Annotated in this window: 16 protein-coding genes; 13 read left to right on the forward strand and 3 right to left on the reverse strand. The window is 64.6% G+C overall.

Annotated elements, in window-relative coordinates; genetic code table 11:
• The first annotated feature begins 4 nt into the window (after positions 1–4).
• From ACH49N_RS07165 to ACH49N_RS07180, 4 genes are all read left to right on the forward strand, one after another.
• Entirely contained in the window at positions 5–2329 is a 2325-nt protein-coding gene (locus tag ACH49N_RS07165; protein ID WP_358271316.1) for a hydantoinase B/oxoprolinase family protein, read from the forward strand.
• Between the two features lie 43 nt (positions 2330–2372).
• Positions 2373–4061 carry an AMP-binding protein gene (locus tag ACH49N_RS07170; protein WP_358271318.1) on the forward strand — a complete coding sequence of 563 codons (1689 nt, stop codon included), beginning with the start codon at positions 2373–2375 and terminating at the stop codon, positions 4059–4061.
• A gap of 178 nt (positions 4062–4239) precedes the next feature.
• Positions 4240–5823, forward strand: coding sequence for an FAD-dependent monooxygenase (locus ACH49N_RS07175; RefSeq protein WP_358271319.1), 1584 nt, complete (start codon positions 4240–4242; stop codon positions 5821–5823).
• A 38-nt stretch (positions 5824–5861) separates the two neighbouring features.
• Complete coding sequence (locus tag ACH49N_RS07180) at positions 5862–6647, forward strand: TetR/AcrR family transcriptional regulator (RefSeq protein WP_201453502.1); 786 nt, start codon at positions 5862–5864, stop codon at positions 6645–6647.
• 174 nt (positions 6648–6821) lie between these two features.
• On the opposite strand, the gene ACH49N_RS07185 is transcribed toward ACH49N_RS07180, so the two are convergent.
• The gene (locus ACH49N_RS07185; protein ID WP_213578316.1) at positions 6822–7091 is read right to left on the reverse strand and encodes a hypothetical protein; all 270 of its coding nucleotides are present in this window, start codon (positions 7089–7091) and stop codon (positions 6822–6824) included.
• A gap of 96 nt (positions 7092–7187) precedes the next feature.
• On the reverse strand, positions 7188–8693 hold the full coding sequence (locus tag ACH49N_RS07190; RefSeq protein ID WP_358271321.1) for a PAS domain S-box protein: 1506 nt from the start codon (positions 8691–8693) through the stop codon (positions 7188–7190).
• Between the two features lie 198 nt (positions 8694–8891).
• On the opposite strand from ACH49N_RS07190, the gene ACH49N_RS07195 reads away from it, so the two are divergent.
• Genes ACH49N_RS07195 through ACH49N_RS07225 form a run of 7 tightly spaced genes read left to right on the forward strand, consistent with a single transcriptional unit; the run spans position 8892 to position 14530 of the window.
• Positions 8892–10052 (forward strand): acyl-CoA dehydrogenase family protein, encoded by a 1161-nt coding sequence (locus tag ACH49N_RS07195; RefSeq protein WP_358271323.1) that lies wholly within the window; start codon positions 8892–8894, stop codon positions 10050–10052.
• Between the two features lie 28 nt (positions 10053–10080).
• Entirely contained in the window at positions 10081–10458 is a 378-nt protein-coding gene (locus ACH49N_RS07200; RefSeq protein ID WP_358271324.1) for a hypothetical protein, read from the forward strand.
• Between the two features lie 5 nt (positions 10459–10463).
• Positions 10464–10964: a nuclear transport factor 2 family protein gene (locus ACH49N_RS07205; RefSeq protein ID WP_358271325.1), complete on the forward strand. Its 501-nt coding sequence runs from the start codon at positions 10464–10466 to the stop codon at positions 10962–10964.
• Complete coding sequence (locus ACH49N_RS07210) at positions 10964–12250, forward strand: aromatic ring-hydroxylating dioxygenase subunit alpha (RefSeq protein WP_358271327.1); 1287 nt, start codon at positions 10964–10966, stop codon at positions 12248–12250. Before ACH49N_RS07205 ends, ACH49N_RS07210 begins: the two co-directional genes overlap by 1 nt.
• Entirely contained in the window at positions 12240–12743 is a 504-nt protein-coding gene (locus tag ACH49N_RS07215) for an aromatic-ring-hydroxylating dioxygenase subunit beta (protein ID WP_358271329.1), read from the forward strand. The genes ACH49N_RS07210 and ACH49N_RS07215 overlap by 11 nt, the downstream gene beginning before the upstream one ends.
• Before the next feature lie 41 nt (positions 12744–12784).
• Positions 12785–13525 carry an SDR family oxidoreductase gene (locus tag ACH49N_RS07220; protein WP_358271331.1) on the forward strand — a complete coding sequence of 247 codons (741 nt, stop codon included), beginning with the start codon at positions 12785–12787 and terminating at the stop codon, positions 13523–13525.
• A gap of 45 nt (positions 13526–13570) precedes the next feature.
• The gene (locus tag ACH49N_RS07225; RefSeq protein WP_358271332.1) at positions 13571–14530 is read left to right on the forward strand and encodes a PDR/VanB family oxidoreductase; all 960 of its coding nucleotides are present in this window, start codon (positions 13571–13573) and stop codon (positions 14528–14530) included.
• A gap of 16 nt (positions 14531–14546) precedes the next feature.
• Here the strand turns inward: ACH49N_RS07225 and ACH49N_RS07230 are convergent, their stop codons facing one another.
• A complete protein-coding gene (locus tag ACH49N_RS07230; RefSeq protein ID WP_007301658.1) occupies positions 14547–15167 on the reverse strand; it encodes a response regulator transcription factor in 621 nt (206 codons plus the stop codon).
• Between the two features lie 224 nt (positions 15168–15391).
• Here ACH49N_RS07230 and hpaC point away from each other — a divergent pair, with 224 nt between their 5' ends.
• Both hpaC and ACH49N_RS07240 read left to right on the forward strand, forming a co-directional pair.
• Positions 15392–15985 carry a 4-hydroxyphenylacetate 3-monooxygenase, reductase component gene (gene hpaC / locus ACH49N_RS07235; protein ID WP_159919171.1) on the forward strand — a complete coding sequence of 198 codons (594 nt, stop codon included), beginning with the start codon at positions 15392–15394 and terminating at the stop codon, positions 15983–15985.
• 2 nt (positions 15986–15987) lie between these two features.
• Positions 15988–16281, forward strand: a complete 294-nt coding sequence (locus ACH49N_RS07240) for a DUF485 domain-containing protein (RefSeq protein WP_159919169.1) — start codon at positions 15988–15990, stop codon at positions 16279–16281.
• Position 16282 lies beyond the last annotated feature (1 nt).

A 16282-nucleotide genomic window follows, 5' to 3' on the forward strand; every position in this document is an offset into this window, starting at 1 on the left:
GAAGATGACCATGCAAATTCCCGGCGCCGAAGTTTTCTCGAGCCGACCCGTCGACCCCGACGCGCTCTCCCGATCCCTTCCGCCGACGCTGGAAGTCCACACCGTCACCGACGAACAGATCGACAACCTCGACCCGCTTACCTATGAGGTCATCCGGCACCGTCTGTGGTCGGTCACCGACGAGATGGGTGAGGCACTCAAGCGAATGTCCGGCTCCCCCATCGTCACCGATGCAAACGACTTCGACTTCGCCATCAGTGACGAGCTCGGCCAGGAAGTTCAGGTCGGCCTCTACAACACCATGCTCGTCGGTGCCGTCGACCTCGCGATCTACTGGACCCTGCAGCACCGCGCCACCAATCCGGGCATCACCGAAGGTGACATGTTCTTGTGCAACGACCCCTGGGTCGGGGGCGGCCTGCACCAGAGTGACGTGATCGTCTATCAGCCGATCTTCCACGAAGGCAAGCTGTTCGGGTGGACCAGTGCGATCTGCCACGAGCCAGATCTCGGCGGATCCGGCCTCGGGTCCTTCGACCCCGCAGCCAAGGATGTGTTCTCCGAGTCGCTGCCCACCCCGCCGATCAAGGTGGTCCGCGACTACGAACTGCAGCGCGACGTCGCCGATGCCTGGGTACGGCGCTCGCGGGTCCCGATGCTCGTCGGACTCGACCTGAGGGCGAAGATCGGCGCCAACACGGTGGGCCGCAATCGGCTTCTCGCCGTGATCGAGCAGTATGGTGCCGACACCGTCAAGGCCGTGATGAAGCGCATGATGGCCGACGCCGAGAGTCGGCTGCGGGGCAAGCTCACCTCACTGCCCGACGGAACCTGGAAGGCCACCGGCTACCAGGACCAGTCACACACCGGGGACCGCGGTGTCCACAAGATCACAGTCGCGATGACCAAGACCGCCGATCACCTCACTTTCGACTTCACCGGTACCGACCCCCAGACAGGCGTCATCAACTGCACCTACGCCGGCATGCGCGGCGGCGTCATGCTGGCTCTGCTGCCGATCCTCGCCGGTGACATTCCGTGGTCCGCGGGCGGGCTGATGCGCTGCTTCGACCTCGTCGCCGAGGAAGGGACGATCAACAACGCCACCTTCCCCGCCGCCGTCAGTCGCGGCCCGATCGGACCGGCGTGGCTCACCGGCACCCTGATCGCCGAATGCCTGTCCCAGATGCTCGACCGCTCCGTCGATCTCGGCACGAGTGTGCAGGCCGCCTGCTGCGGCACCTGGGACACCGCGGTGATCGCCGGTCTCGACGAGCGCCCCGAACAATCGGTACCGTTCCTCAACATCATGATGGAACCCATGGCGGGCGGATACGGTGCGCGCCCAACCGCTGACGGCATGGACACCGGTGGCCTGTTCTGCATCCCGATGGGCCGCATTCCGGACACCGAGATGACCGAGTTCCTCTATCCGCTACTCACCCTGTGGCGTCGCGAGGAACCCGATTCCGGCGGACCGGGACGTCACCGCGGCGGTGTCAGCGCCTCCATCGCCATCACCCCCTACGGCACCAGCCTGCCTATGGGCCTGGTCCTGGCATCCGCAGGCAAGGCCGTCGCCCAGAACAACGGACTCGCCGGCGGATACCCCGGAAATACCGGGGTCGAGGTGCTTGCCCGCAGCACCGACATCGTCGAGCAATTCGCGGCGGGCCGCATTCCGGGGTCGCTCGACGAACTCGGCGGCGGTCGTGAACTCGGAGCCTGCTACGCCGAGAGCTATGTCGCCCCCGGCGAGGTGCTGTACATGCACTGGCAGGGCGGCGGCGGATACGGCGACCCCTTGCTGCGCGACCCGGCCGCGGTGGCCGCCGACTTCCGCGAGGGCAAGGTCACCGCATCCGGTGCCGAGACCGTGTACGGCGTCATCCTCGGTGACGGAGCCGTCGACGAGAATCGAACCTCGGATCGGCGAGACGCGATGCGCACCGAGAGGCGAGAGCGCTCCGGTTCCACACCGATCGACGCCCCCACACTCGATCTGACCGGCGCTCGCCGACTCGACGACAACCTCGCCGAGGTCACCATCGGAGACACCCGCGCCATCGCCTGCGCCCAGTGCGGACGACTTCTCGGAGACGACAAGAACAACACGTCGCTCGGTCTGGCACGGTTCGAAGGTCCGTCGTCGACCGCCGGACCACAGGTCACGTCCGACCCGGCCGAGTACGTCGACACCCCCGTCGTGTTCCGGCAGCTGTGCTGCCCGGGCTGCTGGACCGCCATCTACTCCGGCATCGTGCCTGCCGATCACCCGGACCACGCCCTCGAGCTGGCACGGCTTCTGCCTGCCGTCACGGAGCGATGATGTTTCCCGCCGGCACAATCAGGACCAGCAGAGGAGATCGACCGTGACATTCTCGGACTGGGGTGGGCGCCTGGTCCCGTTCCCGGAGGATCGGGCCGATCACTACCGCGCAAGCGGTGCGTGGAGTAGTGATCCCACCGGGCAGCGACTGCACGAGATCGCCACCCGCTTCCCGGACCGGTCGGCCGTGATCACCGCGGAACGGGAAATGAGCTTCATCGAACTCGACCGGCGCACCGACCAGATCGCGGCCGGGCTGATCCGGCTCGGTCTCCGGCGACTCGACCCGGTCATCTTCCAACTGACCAACCGACTGGAAACCGTCCTCGCCTGGTACGGCTGCGTCAAAGCCGGGCTTATTCCGGTGGCGACGTTGGCCGCGCACCGCATGCACGAAATCGGGAATATCAGTCGCAAGGTCGGCGCCGTTGCGCACATCGTCGAGGCGAGTCTGCCGACATTCGATCTCGTCGGGTTCGCCCGCGAACATGCCGCCGACCATCCCACGATTCGCCATATCCTCACCGTCGCCGGCGGCGCTGACGGCGCCGAACCGAGACTCGAGGAACTGGGGCTGGACATCCCGGTCGCGTCGGCGCGAGCGATCGTCGAGCAGACCGAGGCACAGACCGACCCACTCGACGTCGCGGCTTTCCAACTTTCCGGCGGCACCACCGGGGTCCCGAAGGTCATTCCACGCATTCACGCCGAATACTGGAACAACGCCCTGCTCTACGCGAAGCGACTCGGTTGGGACGAACACAGTCGTGTGGCACATCTGATTCCGATCATTCACAACGCCGGGATCACCTGTGGTTTGCACGCAGCGCACTCGGTCGGTGCCTGCCTGATCTTGGCCACTGCCGACGCCTCCTCGGCGTTCGAACTGATGGCACGGGCCCGGGCAACCGAGGTCCTGATCGGGCACGGTCACTACCAGGCCGTGCTGAGCCCGGACTTCGACAAGGCCCGCGCATCACTGTCCCGCGTCGTACTGTCCGGTGCCAAGGTTCCACTCGAACTGTTCGAGCGTGTCGACGACGGTGCCGGCCACTGGGCCGGGCAGCTGTTCGGCATGTCCGAAGGCCTGTTCACGGTGACTCCGCCCGGTGCCCCCACCCTGGCGCGACTGACGACAGTGGGCACCCCGGTCGCCGCGGACGATGAAATCCGCATCCTCGAGCCCGGCACCGAGAACGAACTCGGCGACGGAGAGGTGGGAGAACTGTGTTGCCGAGGCCCGTACACGATCCCCGGCTACTTCGACGCCCCGGACCACAACCGGGAAGCCTTCACCTCCGACGGCTTCTACCGCACAGGGGACCTCGCCGCGATCACGATCATCGACGGTGAGCGGTACCTGTCGATCGAAGGCCGCATCAAAGATCTCATCAACCGTGGCGGGGAGAAGATCAACGCCGAAGAACTCGAACTGCTTTTGCTCGCACACCCCGGAGTCGCAAACGCGGCGGTCGTCGCCATGCCCGACCCGCGACTCGGGGAAAGAACCTGCGCGTACCTGGTGGCCACCGGCGGAGAACCGCTGCCACTCAGCGATATTCAGGCACATCTGGCGCAACTCGGTGTGGCCAAGTTCAAATGGCCCGAACGGCTCGAATGGGCCTCGTCGTTGCCGCACACGAACGTGAACAAGATCGACAAGAAGCGATTGCGTGCCGAGATCGCAGCGAAAGTGGCCGCCGAGGCAGAAGTGAGTCACACGGTCGTCTGAACCAACGGTTCACCACCTTTCGGGGCATGCCTCAGCGAGGCATGCCCCGAAACCCATGCCGGGGCCGGGGCGTCGCAAAACCGCAACACCGGAGCTACTCCGAGATCGCCACATGTCGGATTGACCATTCGACATCTGCGTAGAATAATCTACTTAAACGTCACAGACTGGAGTTGTCATGAATCTCGAGCGAGTCGCAGTACTCGGCGGCGGGCCTGGTGGCCTCTACACCGCGAGACTGCTCAAACGCAGCCACCCGGACGCCGAGGTGACGGTCTACGAACAGAGCCCCCCGGATCAGACTTTCGGCTTCGGCGTCGGTCTCGCCTCGCGCACTCAGCGCAACCTCCGGGACGCCGACCCGGCGTCACTCGAGGCGATCGTGGCAGCGGCCCACCCCCACGAAATGTCGATGCAGGTCGGCGATCAGATCGCACGGCTGGCACACGGAGACCTTCTCGCCATCGCGCGCACCACCCTGCTCCACGTCCTCCAGCAGCAAGCGGAGAACGCCGGCGTGCAACTGCATTTCGGCGAACGACGCGACCCAACAGAACTCGACGCAGACCTGATCGTCGCTGCCGACGGGATCAACAGTGCCACTCGCACCCAGATGGCCGACACACTCCGGCCCCGCATCGACACCGGCGCCGGCCTGTATCTCTGGTGCGGAACAAATTTCGCGCTTCCCAGCGCCATCTTCATCCCCGTGACCACCGAACACGGAACCTTCGTGGCGCATGCCTATCCCTACGCCCCCGACCGCAGCACCTTCCTCATCGAGACCGACGAGGAAACGTGGCGGCGGGCAGGGTTCGACGTCTCCACCGACAAGACCGCACCGCAGGACAGTGACGACTTCGCGCTGCAGTACCTGCAGGATGCGTTCGTCGACACGCTGCAACATCACCCGCTCATCGGCAACCGCACCCGCTGGATGCGCTTTCGGACCGTCTCGTGCGGGCGCTGGCACAGCGGCAACGTTGCCCTTCTCGGCGACGCCGCCCACACCGCGCATTACTCCATCGGCTCGGGAACCAAGCTGGCCATGGAGGACGCCATCGCCCTCGACCGCGCACTCACCACGGCCCCGACCCTCGAAGACGCCCTTGCGGAGTACGAGCGGGTACGGCGTCCCGCCGTCGAATACCTTCAGCAGATCGCGCACCGCAGCGAACTCTGGTGGGAATCTTTCCCGCGACGCATGAACCTTCCCGTCCAACAGCTGATGATCGCCTACATGACCCGCGCCGGAAAGGTCAGCGTCAGCAGATTCCACGAGTCCGCACCCGACCTGGTTCGTAAGGGGCTGGCCAGCTACGCGAACGCACCCGTCGACTCCGTCCCCAGCACGGCCATCGCGGACTGGATTTTCGAGCAACCGCTCGACCACGACAACGACCGGTTCGAGCACCGGATCGCACCGCCAGAGCTGCGGGAGTCGGCGACCACCGTCGTACTCGATGTCGATCTCGACTCAGCTCGAGACGCCGAAGCCACCGACCTCGTCGCGTCCGCACCGAACGCGCGTCTTCTGTGGCTCGCCGGCCCCCCTACCCGGGCTGCCGTGCTCACGCGGCTCGATCTCGCCGAACGACTCCGCCACCACACCGATGCCCTGGTCGTCGTCGAAGCCCCCACCTCATGCCGCGAAGATATCGCCGCCGGTCTGGCCAGCGCACGCATTGACCTTGCTTTCTTCGATGGACCCGCATCGACACCGGCCGATCCCGTGTTGGCCAGGTTCGGGGCCTCGGGATGAGCACCCGGCCCGTGTCGGGCTCCCGTTATCCTTCGGGCATGACACGCGAGGAAGCTGCACCCGGGCGCCGACCCCGTGGGCGGGGTAAGTCGACCACCGCAGATCAGGCCACGGTCGAGAGCGCAGCGAGCCGCAGCAACCCTCGTCGTGAGCTTGTGGAGAAGCAAATGATGGAGCAAGCTACTCGGCTGTTCGCCGAGAAAGGCTTCGCCAGCACCACGCTCCAGGACATCGCTGATGCGACCGGCCTCACCCGGCCGGCTCTCTACCACTACGTGGCCAACAAGGACGAACTCCTTTCGCGCCTGGTCAGTGAGAGCACCGAGACGCCCGCCGCTCTCTTGCACGAGATCAACGAACGTCCCGAAGTCGGTCCGACCGAGAAACTCCGGCAAATGGCCACCGCCATCGCCCTGCACCAGGCGGAAGGTCCGGACAGATTCCGGCTGATCATCCGATCCGAAGCCGAACTGCCGGAGGAGATCGCATCCACGTACCAGCAAAGCCGCCGGCACGTGCTCAAAGAGTTCATTCGAGTCATCGAAGACGGAATCCGACTCGGCGAGATGCGTCCCGTCGATCCCCGAACTGCCGCACTCGGTGTGATCGGCATGATCAACTGGATCGCGTGGTGGCACCAACCCGGGAATGCCGAGAACGACCGGGCTATCGCCGGCCAACTCGCCGACATGGCAGTACGTTCCCTGGTTCAGGAGAACCCACATCCCGTCACACCCGAAGGTCCCGCCCGCGCCATTGCGTTACTCCGCCAAGATCTCGACTATCTGGAGCGTCTCATCGACGAATCTGCGAAGTCGGACTGACCGATGAGGCTGCCCGTCCCAATCACGGCCCTTTCGGTGGATGGTTGACCACGCGGGGCGCTGGGACGGCCTTCACACACTCGACCCCGTGCTCGAGTCCATAACCGGAGCCTTTTACTCCGCCGAACGGGACGGCCCAGGCCCACGTCGAGCCCGCCTCCCCGATCCGCCGGTTCACTGAGCCCATGCCGCCTCGGCGATCCAGTACTCGCTGCCGTCGGCGCTGATTCCGTGTTGCCAGTCGGTGGTCCGTCTCAGGTTCGGTTCGACGCGCGCGGTGGCCGCGTCGGCGCCGTCCGGTCCGTCCTCCCGGGTCTGCCAGTGGACCCAGTTCACTTCGTTGCCGTCCTCGTCGTGGACGAAGAGGTCGACGTGGTGCCAGCCGTAGCGGTGGGTGTCGGCGTAACAGGTCAGGAATGTCCGGTGATGATGCGAATAGTCCACGAGGTACCTCCGGGCCGCGGTGGTGTTTTCCACCACGCTAGAACCGGATCGCGCCCAACGGAATCCAAGAAACCTTTACCCGCGTGGGTCGGCCGCTCAGTGGTTCGGATCGGCGGGCAATGTGAACGTGAAGACGGCCCCGTGCGGATCGTTCTCGCGCGCGGTGAGTGTCCCACCCTGGCGGGTGATGATGCGGTGGCTCAGTGCGAGCCCGATTCCGTGACCCGTGGATTTCGAGGTGAACACGCCGTCGAAGATTCGGCCGTCCGGGATGTGCGAGAGCCCCTTGCCGTGGTCCTCGACGCTCACGACGCCCTCCGTCTCGGTGACGTCGGTGCGCACCGTCACGATGCGGTCGGCCGCCGGCCATTCCGCCATCTCGTCGATGGCGTTGAAACACAGGTTCAGGATGACCTGCCCGGTGAGCACACGTTCACACACGACGGCAATGGTGTCGTGCGCACGGAGGTATTCGACGTGCACTCCCCTCTGCCGCGCCCGGATGTTGATGAAATACGCGCATTCGTCGACGATGTCGTTGAGATCGACGATCTGCTGTGACTCCTCGAGTTGCGTCACGTACTCACGCAGACTGCGGACGATCTGATTGGCCCGGTCGATCTGTTTGCGCGCCTCCCCCAGGCCCCAGCTCACCTCGTCGTGACCGCTTTGGCCATCGCCGAGGCGGCTCTGCGTTCCGGCGATGAAATTGGTGGCCGCCGCCAGCGGCTGGGCCAGCTCGTGAGCGATGGCCATGGCCATATCGCCCATCGCGTTGTACCGGGCCAGGTAATTGAGGTACTGCGAGTCCCGTTCGTGCTCCTGCTCGGTGCGGACGTGTTCGGTGACGTCGTGGAAGAGCAGGAGGTGGCCGCTCAGATCGTTCTCGATACCGATGTTCTGGCAGCTCCCCGCATGCCACCGGCGCTCTCCGGCTGTCAGTTCCACCTCGTAGCGCAGGCTCTGGGAGCCTCCGTCGGCGGTTGTCAGTTCCAGGGCGCGCCGCACGCTCTCCCGTGACTGCCCCGCCCGGCAAAACTCCGTGAAACGTTCGCCGACAAGCGATGTCACCGGAACCTTCAGGAGTTGCGACGCCGCCTCACTTGCGTACGTGATACGGCTGTCGTCGTCCAGGACGAGGATTCCCTCGGCCATGTTCCGCAGGAAGGCGGCCAGGCGGGCCTCGGTGCGGGTGAGGTCGGCCTCGGTGCGGGTCAGATCGCGGCGCATCGACGTCTCCTGCTCGATGTCGCGGAACTGCACCATCACCACGGTCCGGGCGCTCAACTCGACCCGGACCGCGATCGCCTCCGTGAGGACTTCCCTCCCGCTCTTCGCGCGATACGCCCATTCGATGACCGCCGCCCCGTTGTCGACCGCGTCCTGCAGCCACCGCCGTCCCACCGACCGGCGGTAACGCTTCGCCCGGGAACTCATATCGGGCGCCTTGAGCGGTTTGAGTTCCTCGACCGTGAATCCCAGCAGTTCCGATGCAGCCCTGTTCGCCCAGAGGATGTCCTTGGTGGCCGCATCATGGACCAGGACGCAGTAGCGGAGGGACTCGACGAGTTGTTCGTAGTCGGACGGCGCGAGATCGGACAATGCGGCCTCCTTCGGCTCACGTCGAGTCTACTGAGCGGACAGACAGCGGACACGATAGGGAAATCCTTTACTCCGAGGCGACATCTCTGCATGTCGGCGGGAGGAAGCACCGATTGAGTGATGCCCACCACCGCAATAGCGTGAATTCGACACGAAACACGCCACACCCCTTCTACTTCGCGTCGATCGGAGTATTTGATGACCAACGCACCGACCCTCGACACGACGGACGCCGCCGCGAACGGAACGCTGTCGTTCGAGGACGTCCTCGAGCACGTCGCACTGCGGCGGGAAGAGTTCGCTCGCCAGAAGTTCGTGCCTCGCGACATGATCGACGAGTTCAAGCAGATCGGCATCTACCGCGCGGCGACCCCCCGCCGGTTCGGCGGTGACGCACTGCCCCCGAGCGAGTTTCTGCGGATGATCGAACGAATCTCCGCGGTGGATGCATCGGCGGGCTGGGTTGCGAGCTTCGGCTCCGCGCTCGTCTACCTGGCGGCACTGCCGCTCGCGACTCAGGCGGAGCTGTACAAGGACAGCCCGGACCTCGTCTTCGCCGGCGGATTGTTCCCGGTCCAACCCGCGCAGCAGGTGCCGGGTGGTCTGAAGATCACCGGGCAGTGGAAGTTCGCCAGCGGATGCAAGGGCGCCGACATTCTCGGTGTCGGAATTCGCGGCGGCGACTCCACAGCCGGAAAACCCCGCACCGCACTGCTGTGGCCGAAGGACGTCGAGATCGTCGAGAACTGGGACGTGGTCGGTCTGTCGGGTACCGGAAGCCACGAACTGAAGGTCGACGGCGTCGTCGTCCCCGAGGATTGGACGTTCATCCGGGGCGGAACCCCGACCGTCGACGAACCCCTCTACCGCTATCCCTCCATCGCGTACGCCGCCCAGGTCCTGGCCGTCGTCAATCTCGGAGTGGGCCGCGCCGCGCTCGACTACGCGATCAAAGTCGGTGCGGGACGCACGGGAATCACCGGAGCGCCGAAGCTCGCCGATCGGGCCTACTATCGCATTGACCTGGCCAAGGCGGAGGCGACCCTGAGGTCCGCTCGTGCCTTCTTCTACGAGGTCACCGACGAGGCGTACGCCACGGTGGTCGCCGGCGATCCGGTCCCGGACAAGCTTGCGGCACTTCTCCGTCTGTCCTCGACGCACGTGGCGAAGGCGGGCGCTTCCGCCGTGCACACCGCCTTCCAGTTGTCGGGCACCGGCGCGATCTACGACGGCAACGCGATGCAGCGGTACATGCGCGAGGCCCTGGTCCCGCCGCAGCACGCCTTCCTCGGCGACGGCATCTACGACAGCGCCGGTGCGGTACTCATGGACATCCCGCCGTTCCCCGGCTTCATCTGACCACCCCGTTCGAATCGAGGAGATCATCGTGAGTGACACCAAGACCGCACCGCTGCGAGTCCTGTTCTGCATCGGCATCAATCAGAACTTCTTCGACCTCCCCACCGGCCAGGGCGGGCTGGTGTGGAAGGCGTTCTCCGGGATGATGGACGCGGTGGCCGAGACACCGGGTGTCCGGGTGATCGGCGACATCGACGACGACAGCCATCTGGTCGGACCGTCGGACGGCTGGCCCTGGACCTGCTACATCCTCGCCGACGTCGACACCCAGGAGACAGTCAAGGCCGTCTGCAGCCTCTTCCGCACCACCCCGGTCGGCGAGTACACGTTGTGGCGATACGCGAAGATCGAAGCCCGCATCGGCCGTGCGCTCACCGTCCGCGAAGACGTCGACCTCGGCGTGTGAGCGGAATGCACTCTGCGACCGCGGCCGAGCGCATCGAAAGTCGTGAGGCCGTGCACCGCGTGATGTGCCGCTACATGGAACTGTGCGATGTTCCCTCCGTGGAGTTTTCGATCGAAGAACTCGCCTCGCTGTTCACGCCCGATGCGGTGTGGGAAGGCATCGGCACCGAGTACGCGCACAAGTTCGGCACGCGTCGGGGCCGGCCGGAGATCGTCGGAATGCTCACCGCGTATCTTCCACCGAACTCCCATTTCCGCGGAAATGTACACCTGCTCGGGAGTGAGCAGATCGAGGTGGACGGCCCTGCGGCGCGGGGGCGGTGGATCATGCAGCAACTGTCGCGATACGAGGACGAATCGGCCGAACTGCTCGTCGCACGCATCACCGCCGAGTGTGAAGTGCAGGGCGGTATCGCCCGGATCAAGCACTTCACGACCGAGAAGCTGTTCGTCACTCGCCTCCACGAGGCGACACGACTGCTCGAATCGAATGGAAAAAGAAACTGATGACCACTTCCCTGGATCCCACCACCACCGACACCAACTTCGCGGACCTCGCCACGGGCGACCGCGTGGACGGATCGCTGTACACCGACCCCGACATGTTCGAGGCGGAGCTCGAAAGGATCTTCTACCGCACCTGGGTATGGGTTGCCCACGAGAGCGAGATCCCCGAGGCCGGAAGCTACAAGATGGCGACCATCGGCCGGCAGCCGGTGATCGTCAACCGCGACCGCAAGGGGAACTTCAATGTCCTGCTGAACCGGTGTCGCCACCGCGGGGCCAGCGTCTGTGAGGTCCCCAAGGGCAAAGCGAACGGATTTACCTGCCCCTATCACAGCTGGTCGTACGCCCTCGACGGTCGTCTGCGCGGAATTCCATACCCCGACGGATACGACGAGAACCTCGACAAGAAGGACCTCCCCCTCCAGAGCCTGCGGGTGGAGTCCTACGCCGGGATGATCTTCGCCAGCTTCAACCCCGACGTCGAACCTCTCGACGACTTCCTCGGCGACGCCAAGGTGTGGATGGACCTGTTCATGAAGCAGGGCGCCGGATACCCCATCAAGACGCAGGGTGAACATTGCTTCCGCTTCCGCGGAAACTGGAAGATCCAGTTGGAGAACACCACCGACGGATACCACTTCCCGATCGTGCACCGGTCCTGGATGTCCTCCGTCGACGCCGAGACCGCCGACATGCTCTCCTTCATGACCGACGACAACGCCGTGACCCACGCACTCGGAAACGGCCACAGTGTCGCGATCATGGTCCCGGAGCACGTCGACCTGGACCACGACGACGGGACCGAGAAGATTCAGGCCCGTTTCGACCACATCGTCGAGGAACTGTCGAAGACGATGCCCGCCGACAAGGTTCGCCGCATCGTCCGCTCGATGCACGGTGCCGGATTCAACCTCAACATCTTCCCCAACGTCGCGATGTCGATGTCGTTCTTCCGGGTCCTGCGCCCGATCTCGGTCGACGAGACCGAGATCCGGCACATCGCCCTCGGCATGGACGGCGGCCCGGAGATCGTCAATCGCGAACGCCTCCGCATCCACGAACATTTTCAGGGCCCGTTCGGGTTCGGCAGTCCCGACGATTCCGAGGCCTGGGATCGGGTACAGCGCGGATCCCGCGGCGCACCCGGAATGCCGATCATGGTGAACCGCGGTCTCAATCGGGAAGCGCTCGACAGCAACGGACACCGCACCTCGCACGTCACCGACGAAACCGGAATGCGCGAGGCCTACGCAATGTGGAAGAGGATGATGACCGATGAGCGCTGATCTGATGACCACCCAGTTCGCCGACACCCGCGTACTGCAGGCGATCGAACTCATCTGGCACGAAGCGGCCCTCCTCGACGCCAAGGACTACCAGGCGTGGGACGCCCTCTGGACCGACGAAGGCCGGTACGTCATTCCCATCGACCCGGACACCGACGACTTCGACGGATCGCTGAACATGGTTAATGACGACACTCGCATGCGCCGCATGCGTATCGAACGTCTGACCTCCGGTTACTCGATGTCCGCGCTCGCCGCCGCGCGGACGGTCCGCACCGTCTCGCGGTTCACGGTCGAGGAAAGGACAGAGGACTCGGTCACCGTGAGGTCCGCGCAGATACTCGTGGGTTTCAAGCGCGACGATCAGCAGACCCTCGCCGCCGACGTCACGCACCGCATCCGGTACACCGAGAGCGGACCGCGGTTGGATCTCAAGGTCATCCGGCTGGTGAACTCGCAGGCAGCGGTCAACGCCTCCGGCTACCTGCTCTGACCAGCATTTTCCGAACCTCATCGATCGAACAGGAGCTCGACGTGGATTCTGTCGCAGTAGTCACCGGCGGCGGACGCGGCCTCGGTGCCGCGATCGCACACCAATTGCACGACCGCGGATACCGCGTCGCAGTCTCGGACATCGACAGCGATGCCGCGAAAGAGACTGCGGCGGAGCTGAATCCGGGCGGTGACACGGCCATCGGCGTGGAGTTGGACGTCCGGAAACGGGAGAGTTTCGAAGCCGTCCGTGACCGGGTGATCCAGGAGTGGGGCGGCATCGACGTCCTCGTCAACAACGCCGGCCGGTCGCAGACAGGCTCGCTGATGGACATTGCGCCGGAAGAATTCTCCGACATCGTCGAGATCAACTTGAACGGGGCCTTTCTCGGCTGCCAGGTGTTCGGCAGCTACTTCGCCGAGAAGCGATACGGCAGAATCATCAACATCGCGTCGCTGGCGGGACAGAACGGTGGCACGGCGACTGGCGCGCACTACGCCGCGGCCAAGGGCGGCGTCGGCACACTGACCAAGGTCTTCGCCCGCGAACTCGCCCCATCGGGTGTCACGGTGAACGCGGTCTCCCCGGGGCCGCTGGATCTGCCGGTGGTGCGTGAGACGGTGCCCGCGGACAAGCTGGCCGCCATCCTCACCACGATCCCGGTGGGCACCCTGGGCTCCCCCGACTTCATTGCCGAGACCGTTGCTCTGCTCGCGTCGCCGACGGCCGCGTCGGTGACGGGAGCCTGCTGGGACGTCAATGGCGGCCTGTACATGCGCTGACCCCGCCCGCGGGCGACGGGTCGCAGCACCGGAGGAAGAATCACCATGAGCATGTTCACTGTCACTGTTGCGGACATTGTCGACGAAACGCCGGACATCAAATCGTTCCGGCTTGTTCGGACGGACGGTTCACCGTTCGACCCGTACCCTGCCGGCGCCCACATCGACATCCTCGGCCCCACCGAGGTCCTCACCCAGTACTCGCTGTGCAGCCCGCCGCACGAGTCCGAATCCTATGTTGTCGCCGTCAAGCGCGAGACCGGTCCCCGCGGCGCCTCGGCCGCACTGCACGATCGTGTGACGATCGGCAGCGAGTTGCAGATCAGCCGGCCGCGCACACTGCTCACGCTCGCCGAGTGCGCCGATCGGCACATCCTCGTCGCGGCCGGGATCGGGCTGACCCCGATGTTGAGTCTGGCGTTCGCGTTGCACCGGCGGGGACAACAGTTCGACCTTCACTACTTCGCGCGGACGAGGGCTCAGGCCGCGTTCGTCGACCTGCTGGAGAGTGCGGATTTCCGCCGGGACGTGCACCTGCATTTCGGCCTGACGAGGGACGACCAGCTCTCCGCCCTCGAGAAGATCCTGGCGGATGCGTCCGCCGCAACGCACGTCTACACCTGTGGCCCCGAAGGTTTCATGGATCGGGTGCGCGGGTTGGCGGAACCCGCGGTCGGTGAGGACGCGGTCCACTTCGAACACTTCGAGGCGGCGACGCCTACAGCGACCGAATCGGACACGGCGTTCGAGTTGGAACTCGACACGGGCGAGGTGTTCGAAGTGCCTGCCGGGAAGTCCATCGCCGACGTACTCGAAGAGAACGACATCGAGATCGACACGTCCTGCAGGGAAGGCATCTGCGGCACGTGCGTCCTGGACGTGCTGGAGGGCGAGCCCGACCACCGCGACAATTGCCTCACCAAGAGTGAGAGAAAGGCGGGAGACAGAATTGCCGCGTGTGTGTCGCGCGCGAAATCCGGGCGGCTCGTCGTCGAACTCCCCTGAAAAGTGCCGAACTATTTCAGGTCACGGCAATTCCGGCCTGCAGAATATCGCGTACGAGAACGGCGATGCTTTCTGCTCCGGTCTTTTCCTTGATACGGGTGCGATGCACGTCGACCGTCTTCACGCTGATTCCCAACTCTTTCGCAATGTTCTTGCTGGGCAATCCGTCGAGGACGAGTGCGAGGATTTCTTTTTCGCGCACCGTCAGCGTGTCTATCCGGCCCTGCAGTTCCGTTCTGTTGCGTCGCTCGCCGAATCGTTGACGCGCGACTCGGAGCGCGTCCTGAATGACGTCGAGCATGTGCTGCGGATCGTAGGGCTTCTCGATGAACGTCAGCGCACCCCGCTGGAGGGCCCGCACCGACATCTTGATGTCACCGTGTGCCGACACGAAGATGATCGGAATCGGGGATTCGTCGGCGAGGAGTGCCTCCTGGAGCTGGAATCCCCCGACTTCCGGCATCCGGACGTCCAGGACGAGGCAGGCCGGGATGTCGCGGCGGTACTCGTCCAGGAACGACTGCACCGAGAAGTAGTACTCCGACGTGATGTTGACCGAATCGAGTAACCACGCAAGCGATGCGCACAACTCCTGATCGTCGTCGACGATGTAAACCCGTGTTTCTTGCTGATCCATCGAATCCTGCCTCGCACAGATGGCTTGCTTCCTCGTCCAGTGAACACCGACCGTAACGGAAGCGGTAGGCAACTGAAGGAATCCCCTACCCGAGTAGGCGACTTACTGCAAGAAAGTAGCGTCGCCGCCAATGTTCCAGTGCATGACGCGCGTCATATCCTTCTTTCAGGAACGCCGGCGCAACGTGGTGACACGACTTTCTTGTTCCAACTCATGGAGACGAAATGCCCGAACTCACAACCATGCAATCGATCTTCCGCACCGCCATGGCGAATCTGCCGGCCGCAGTCAACATCGTGACGACCGACGGCCCTGCCGGGCGATGCGGAATGACGGTGACCGCCGTCTGCTCGGTAACCGACTCCCCGCCCACCGCACTCGTATGCGTAAATCAGAACAGCGCCATGCACAACGTATTCCAGAACAACGGCAGAGTCGGTATCAACGTGCTCTCCGGCGACGACGAAGAACTGGCCATGCATTTCGCGGGCGCAACACAAGTCGCGATGGCCGACCGGTTCCAGTGGGACATCTGGGAAGACGACACCGACGACGGTGTCCCGATCCTGCGCGCCGCCCACGTGGTGCTCGCCGGCCGGATCGCGGACAGCAAGACCGTGGGATCGCATTCGGTGATGTTCATCGAACTGGACCGCGTGCAGACGCGCGAACACGGCGACAGCCTCGTCTACTTCCAACGCAAATTCCACCGTTTGTCGGTTCCGGTCGAGTCCCCCGACTGGCTGTTCTACGACGAATGGTCCGATCCGATCACCGTGACACCCGCCCTCGTTCCCGCCGCAGCCGGAGGAAAATAGCCATGGTCACCTCGTCACCGCCCGAACAAGTCCCACACAAATCCGATTTGCAGGCGCTCGCCGACACGCGTGCCGCCCTGACGTTTCGTCTCAGCGCCTTGGTCCTCGCACTGTTCCTGCCCCTGCCGATCCTCGGCGGGTTCACCTCGCTGCTGGACGGCGTCGTCTTCAGCGGCGTCACCGTGGCGTGGCTCTATGCGGTCGCGCAATTCGTCGTCGCCATCGTCGTGGCCCGGTACTACATGGCACGGGCAGCCGAACTCGACTCCCGGACCGCCTCGCCGGCGAAAGGATAAC

It is taken from the genome of Rhodococcus sp. NPDC019647 (assembly GCF_044389235.1).
Classification (GTDB): domain Bacteria; phylum Actinomycetota; class Actinomycetes; order Mycobacteriales; family Mycobacteriaceae; genus Rhodococcus_F; species Rhodococcus_F oxybenzonivorans.

Bases quoted from the DNA above. Each gene is read 5' to 3' on its own strand.
- ACH49N_RS07175 (WP_358271319.1), top strand. From the start codon at position 4,240: ATGAATCTCGAGCGAGTCGCAGTACTCGGCGGCGGGCCTGGTGGCCTC.
- ACH49N_RS07195 (WP_358271323.1), top strand. From the start codon at position 8,892: ATGACCAACGCACCGACCCTCGACACGACGGACGCCGCCGCGAACGGA.
- ACH49N_RS07230 (WP_007301658.1), bottom strand. From the start codon at position 15,167: ATGGATCAGCAAGAAACACGGGTTTACATCGTCGACGACGATCAGGAG.
- ACH49N_RS07165 (WP_358271316.1), top strand. From the start codon at position 5: ATGACCATGCAAATTCCCGGCGCCGAAGTTTTCTCGAGCCGACCCGTC.
- hpaC (WP_159919171.1), top strand. From the start codon at position 15,392: ATGCCCGAACTCACAACCATGCAATCGATCTTCCGCACCGCCATGGCG.
- ACH49N_RS07225 (WP_358271332.1), top strand. From the start codon at position 13,571: ATGAGCATGTTCACTGTCACTGTTGCGGACATTGTCGACGAAACGCCG.
- ACH49N_RS07240 (WP_159919169.1), top strand. From the start codon at position 15,988: ATGGTCACCTCGTCACCGCCCGAACAAGTCCCACACAAATCCGATTTG.
- ACH49N_RS07180 (WP_201453502.1), top strand. From the start codon at position 5,862: ATGACACGCGAGGAAGCTGCACCCGGGCGCCGACCCCGTGGGCGGGGT.
- ACH49N_RS07205 (WP_358271325.1), top strand. From the start codon at position 10,464: ATGCACTCTGCGACCGCGGCCGAGCGCATCGAAAGTCGTGAGGCCGTG.
- ACH49N_RS07210 (WP_358271327.1), top strand. From the start codon at position 10,964: ATGACCACTTCCCTGGATCCCACCACCACCGACACCAACTTCGCGGAC.
- ACH49N_RS07215 (WP_358271329.1), top strand. From the start codon at position 12,240: ATGAGCGCTGATCTGATGACCACCCAGTTCGCCGACACCCGCGTACTG.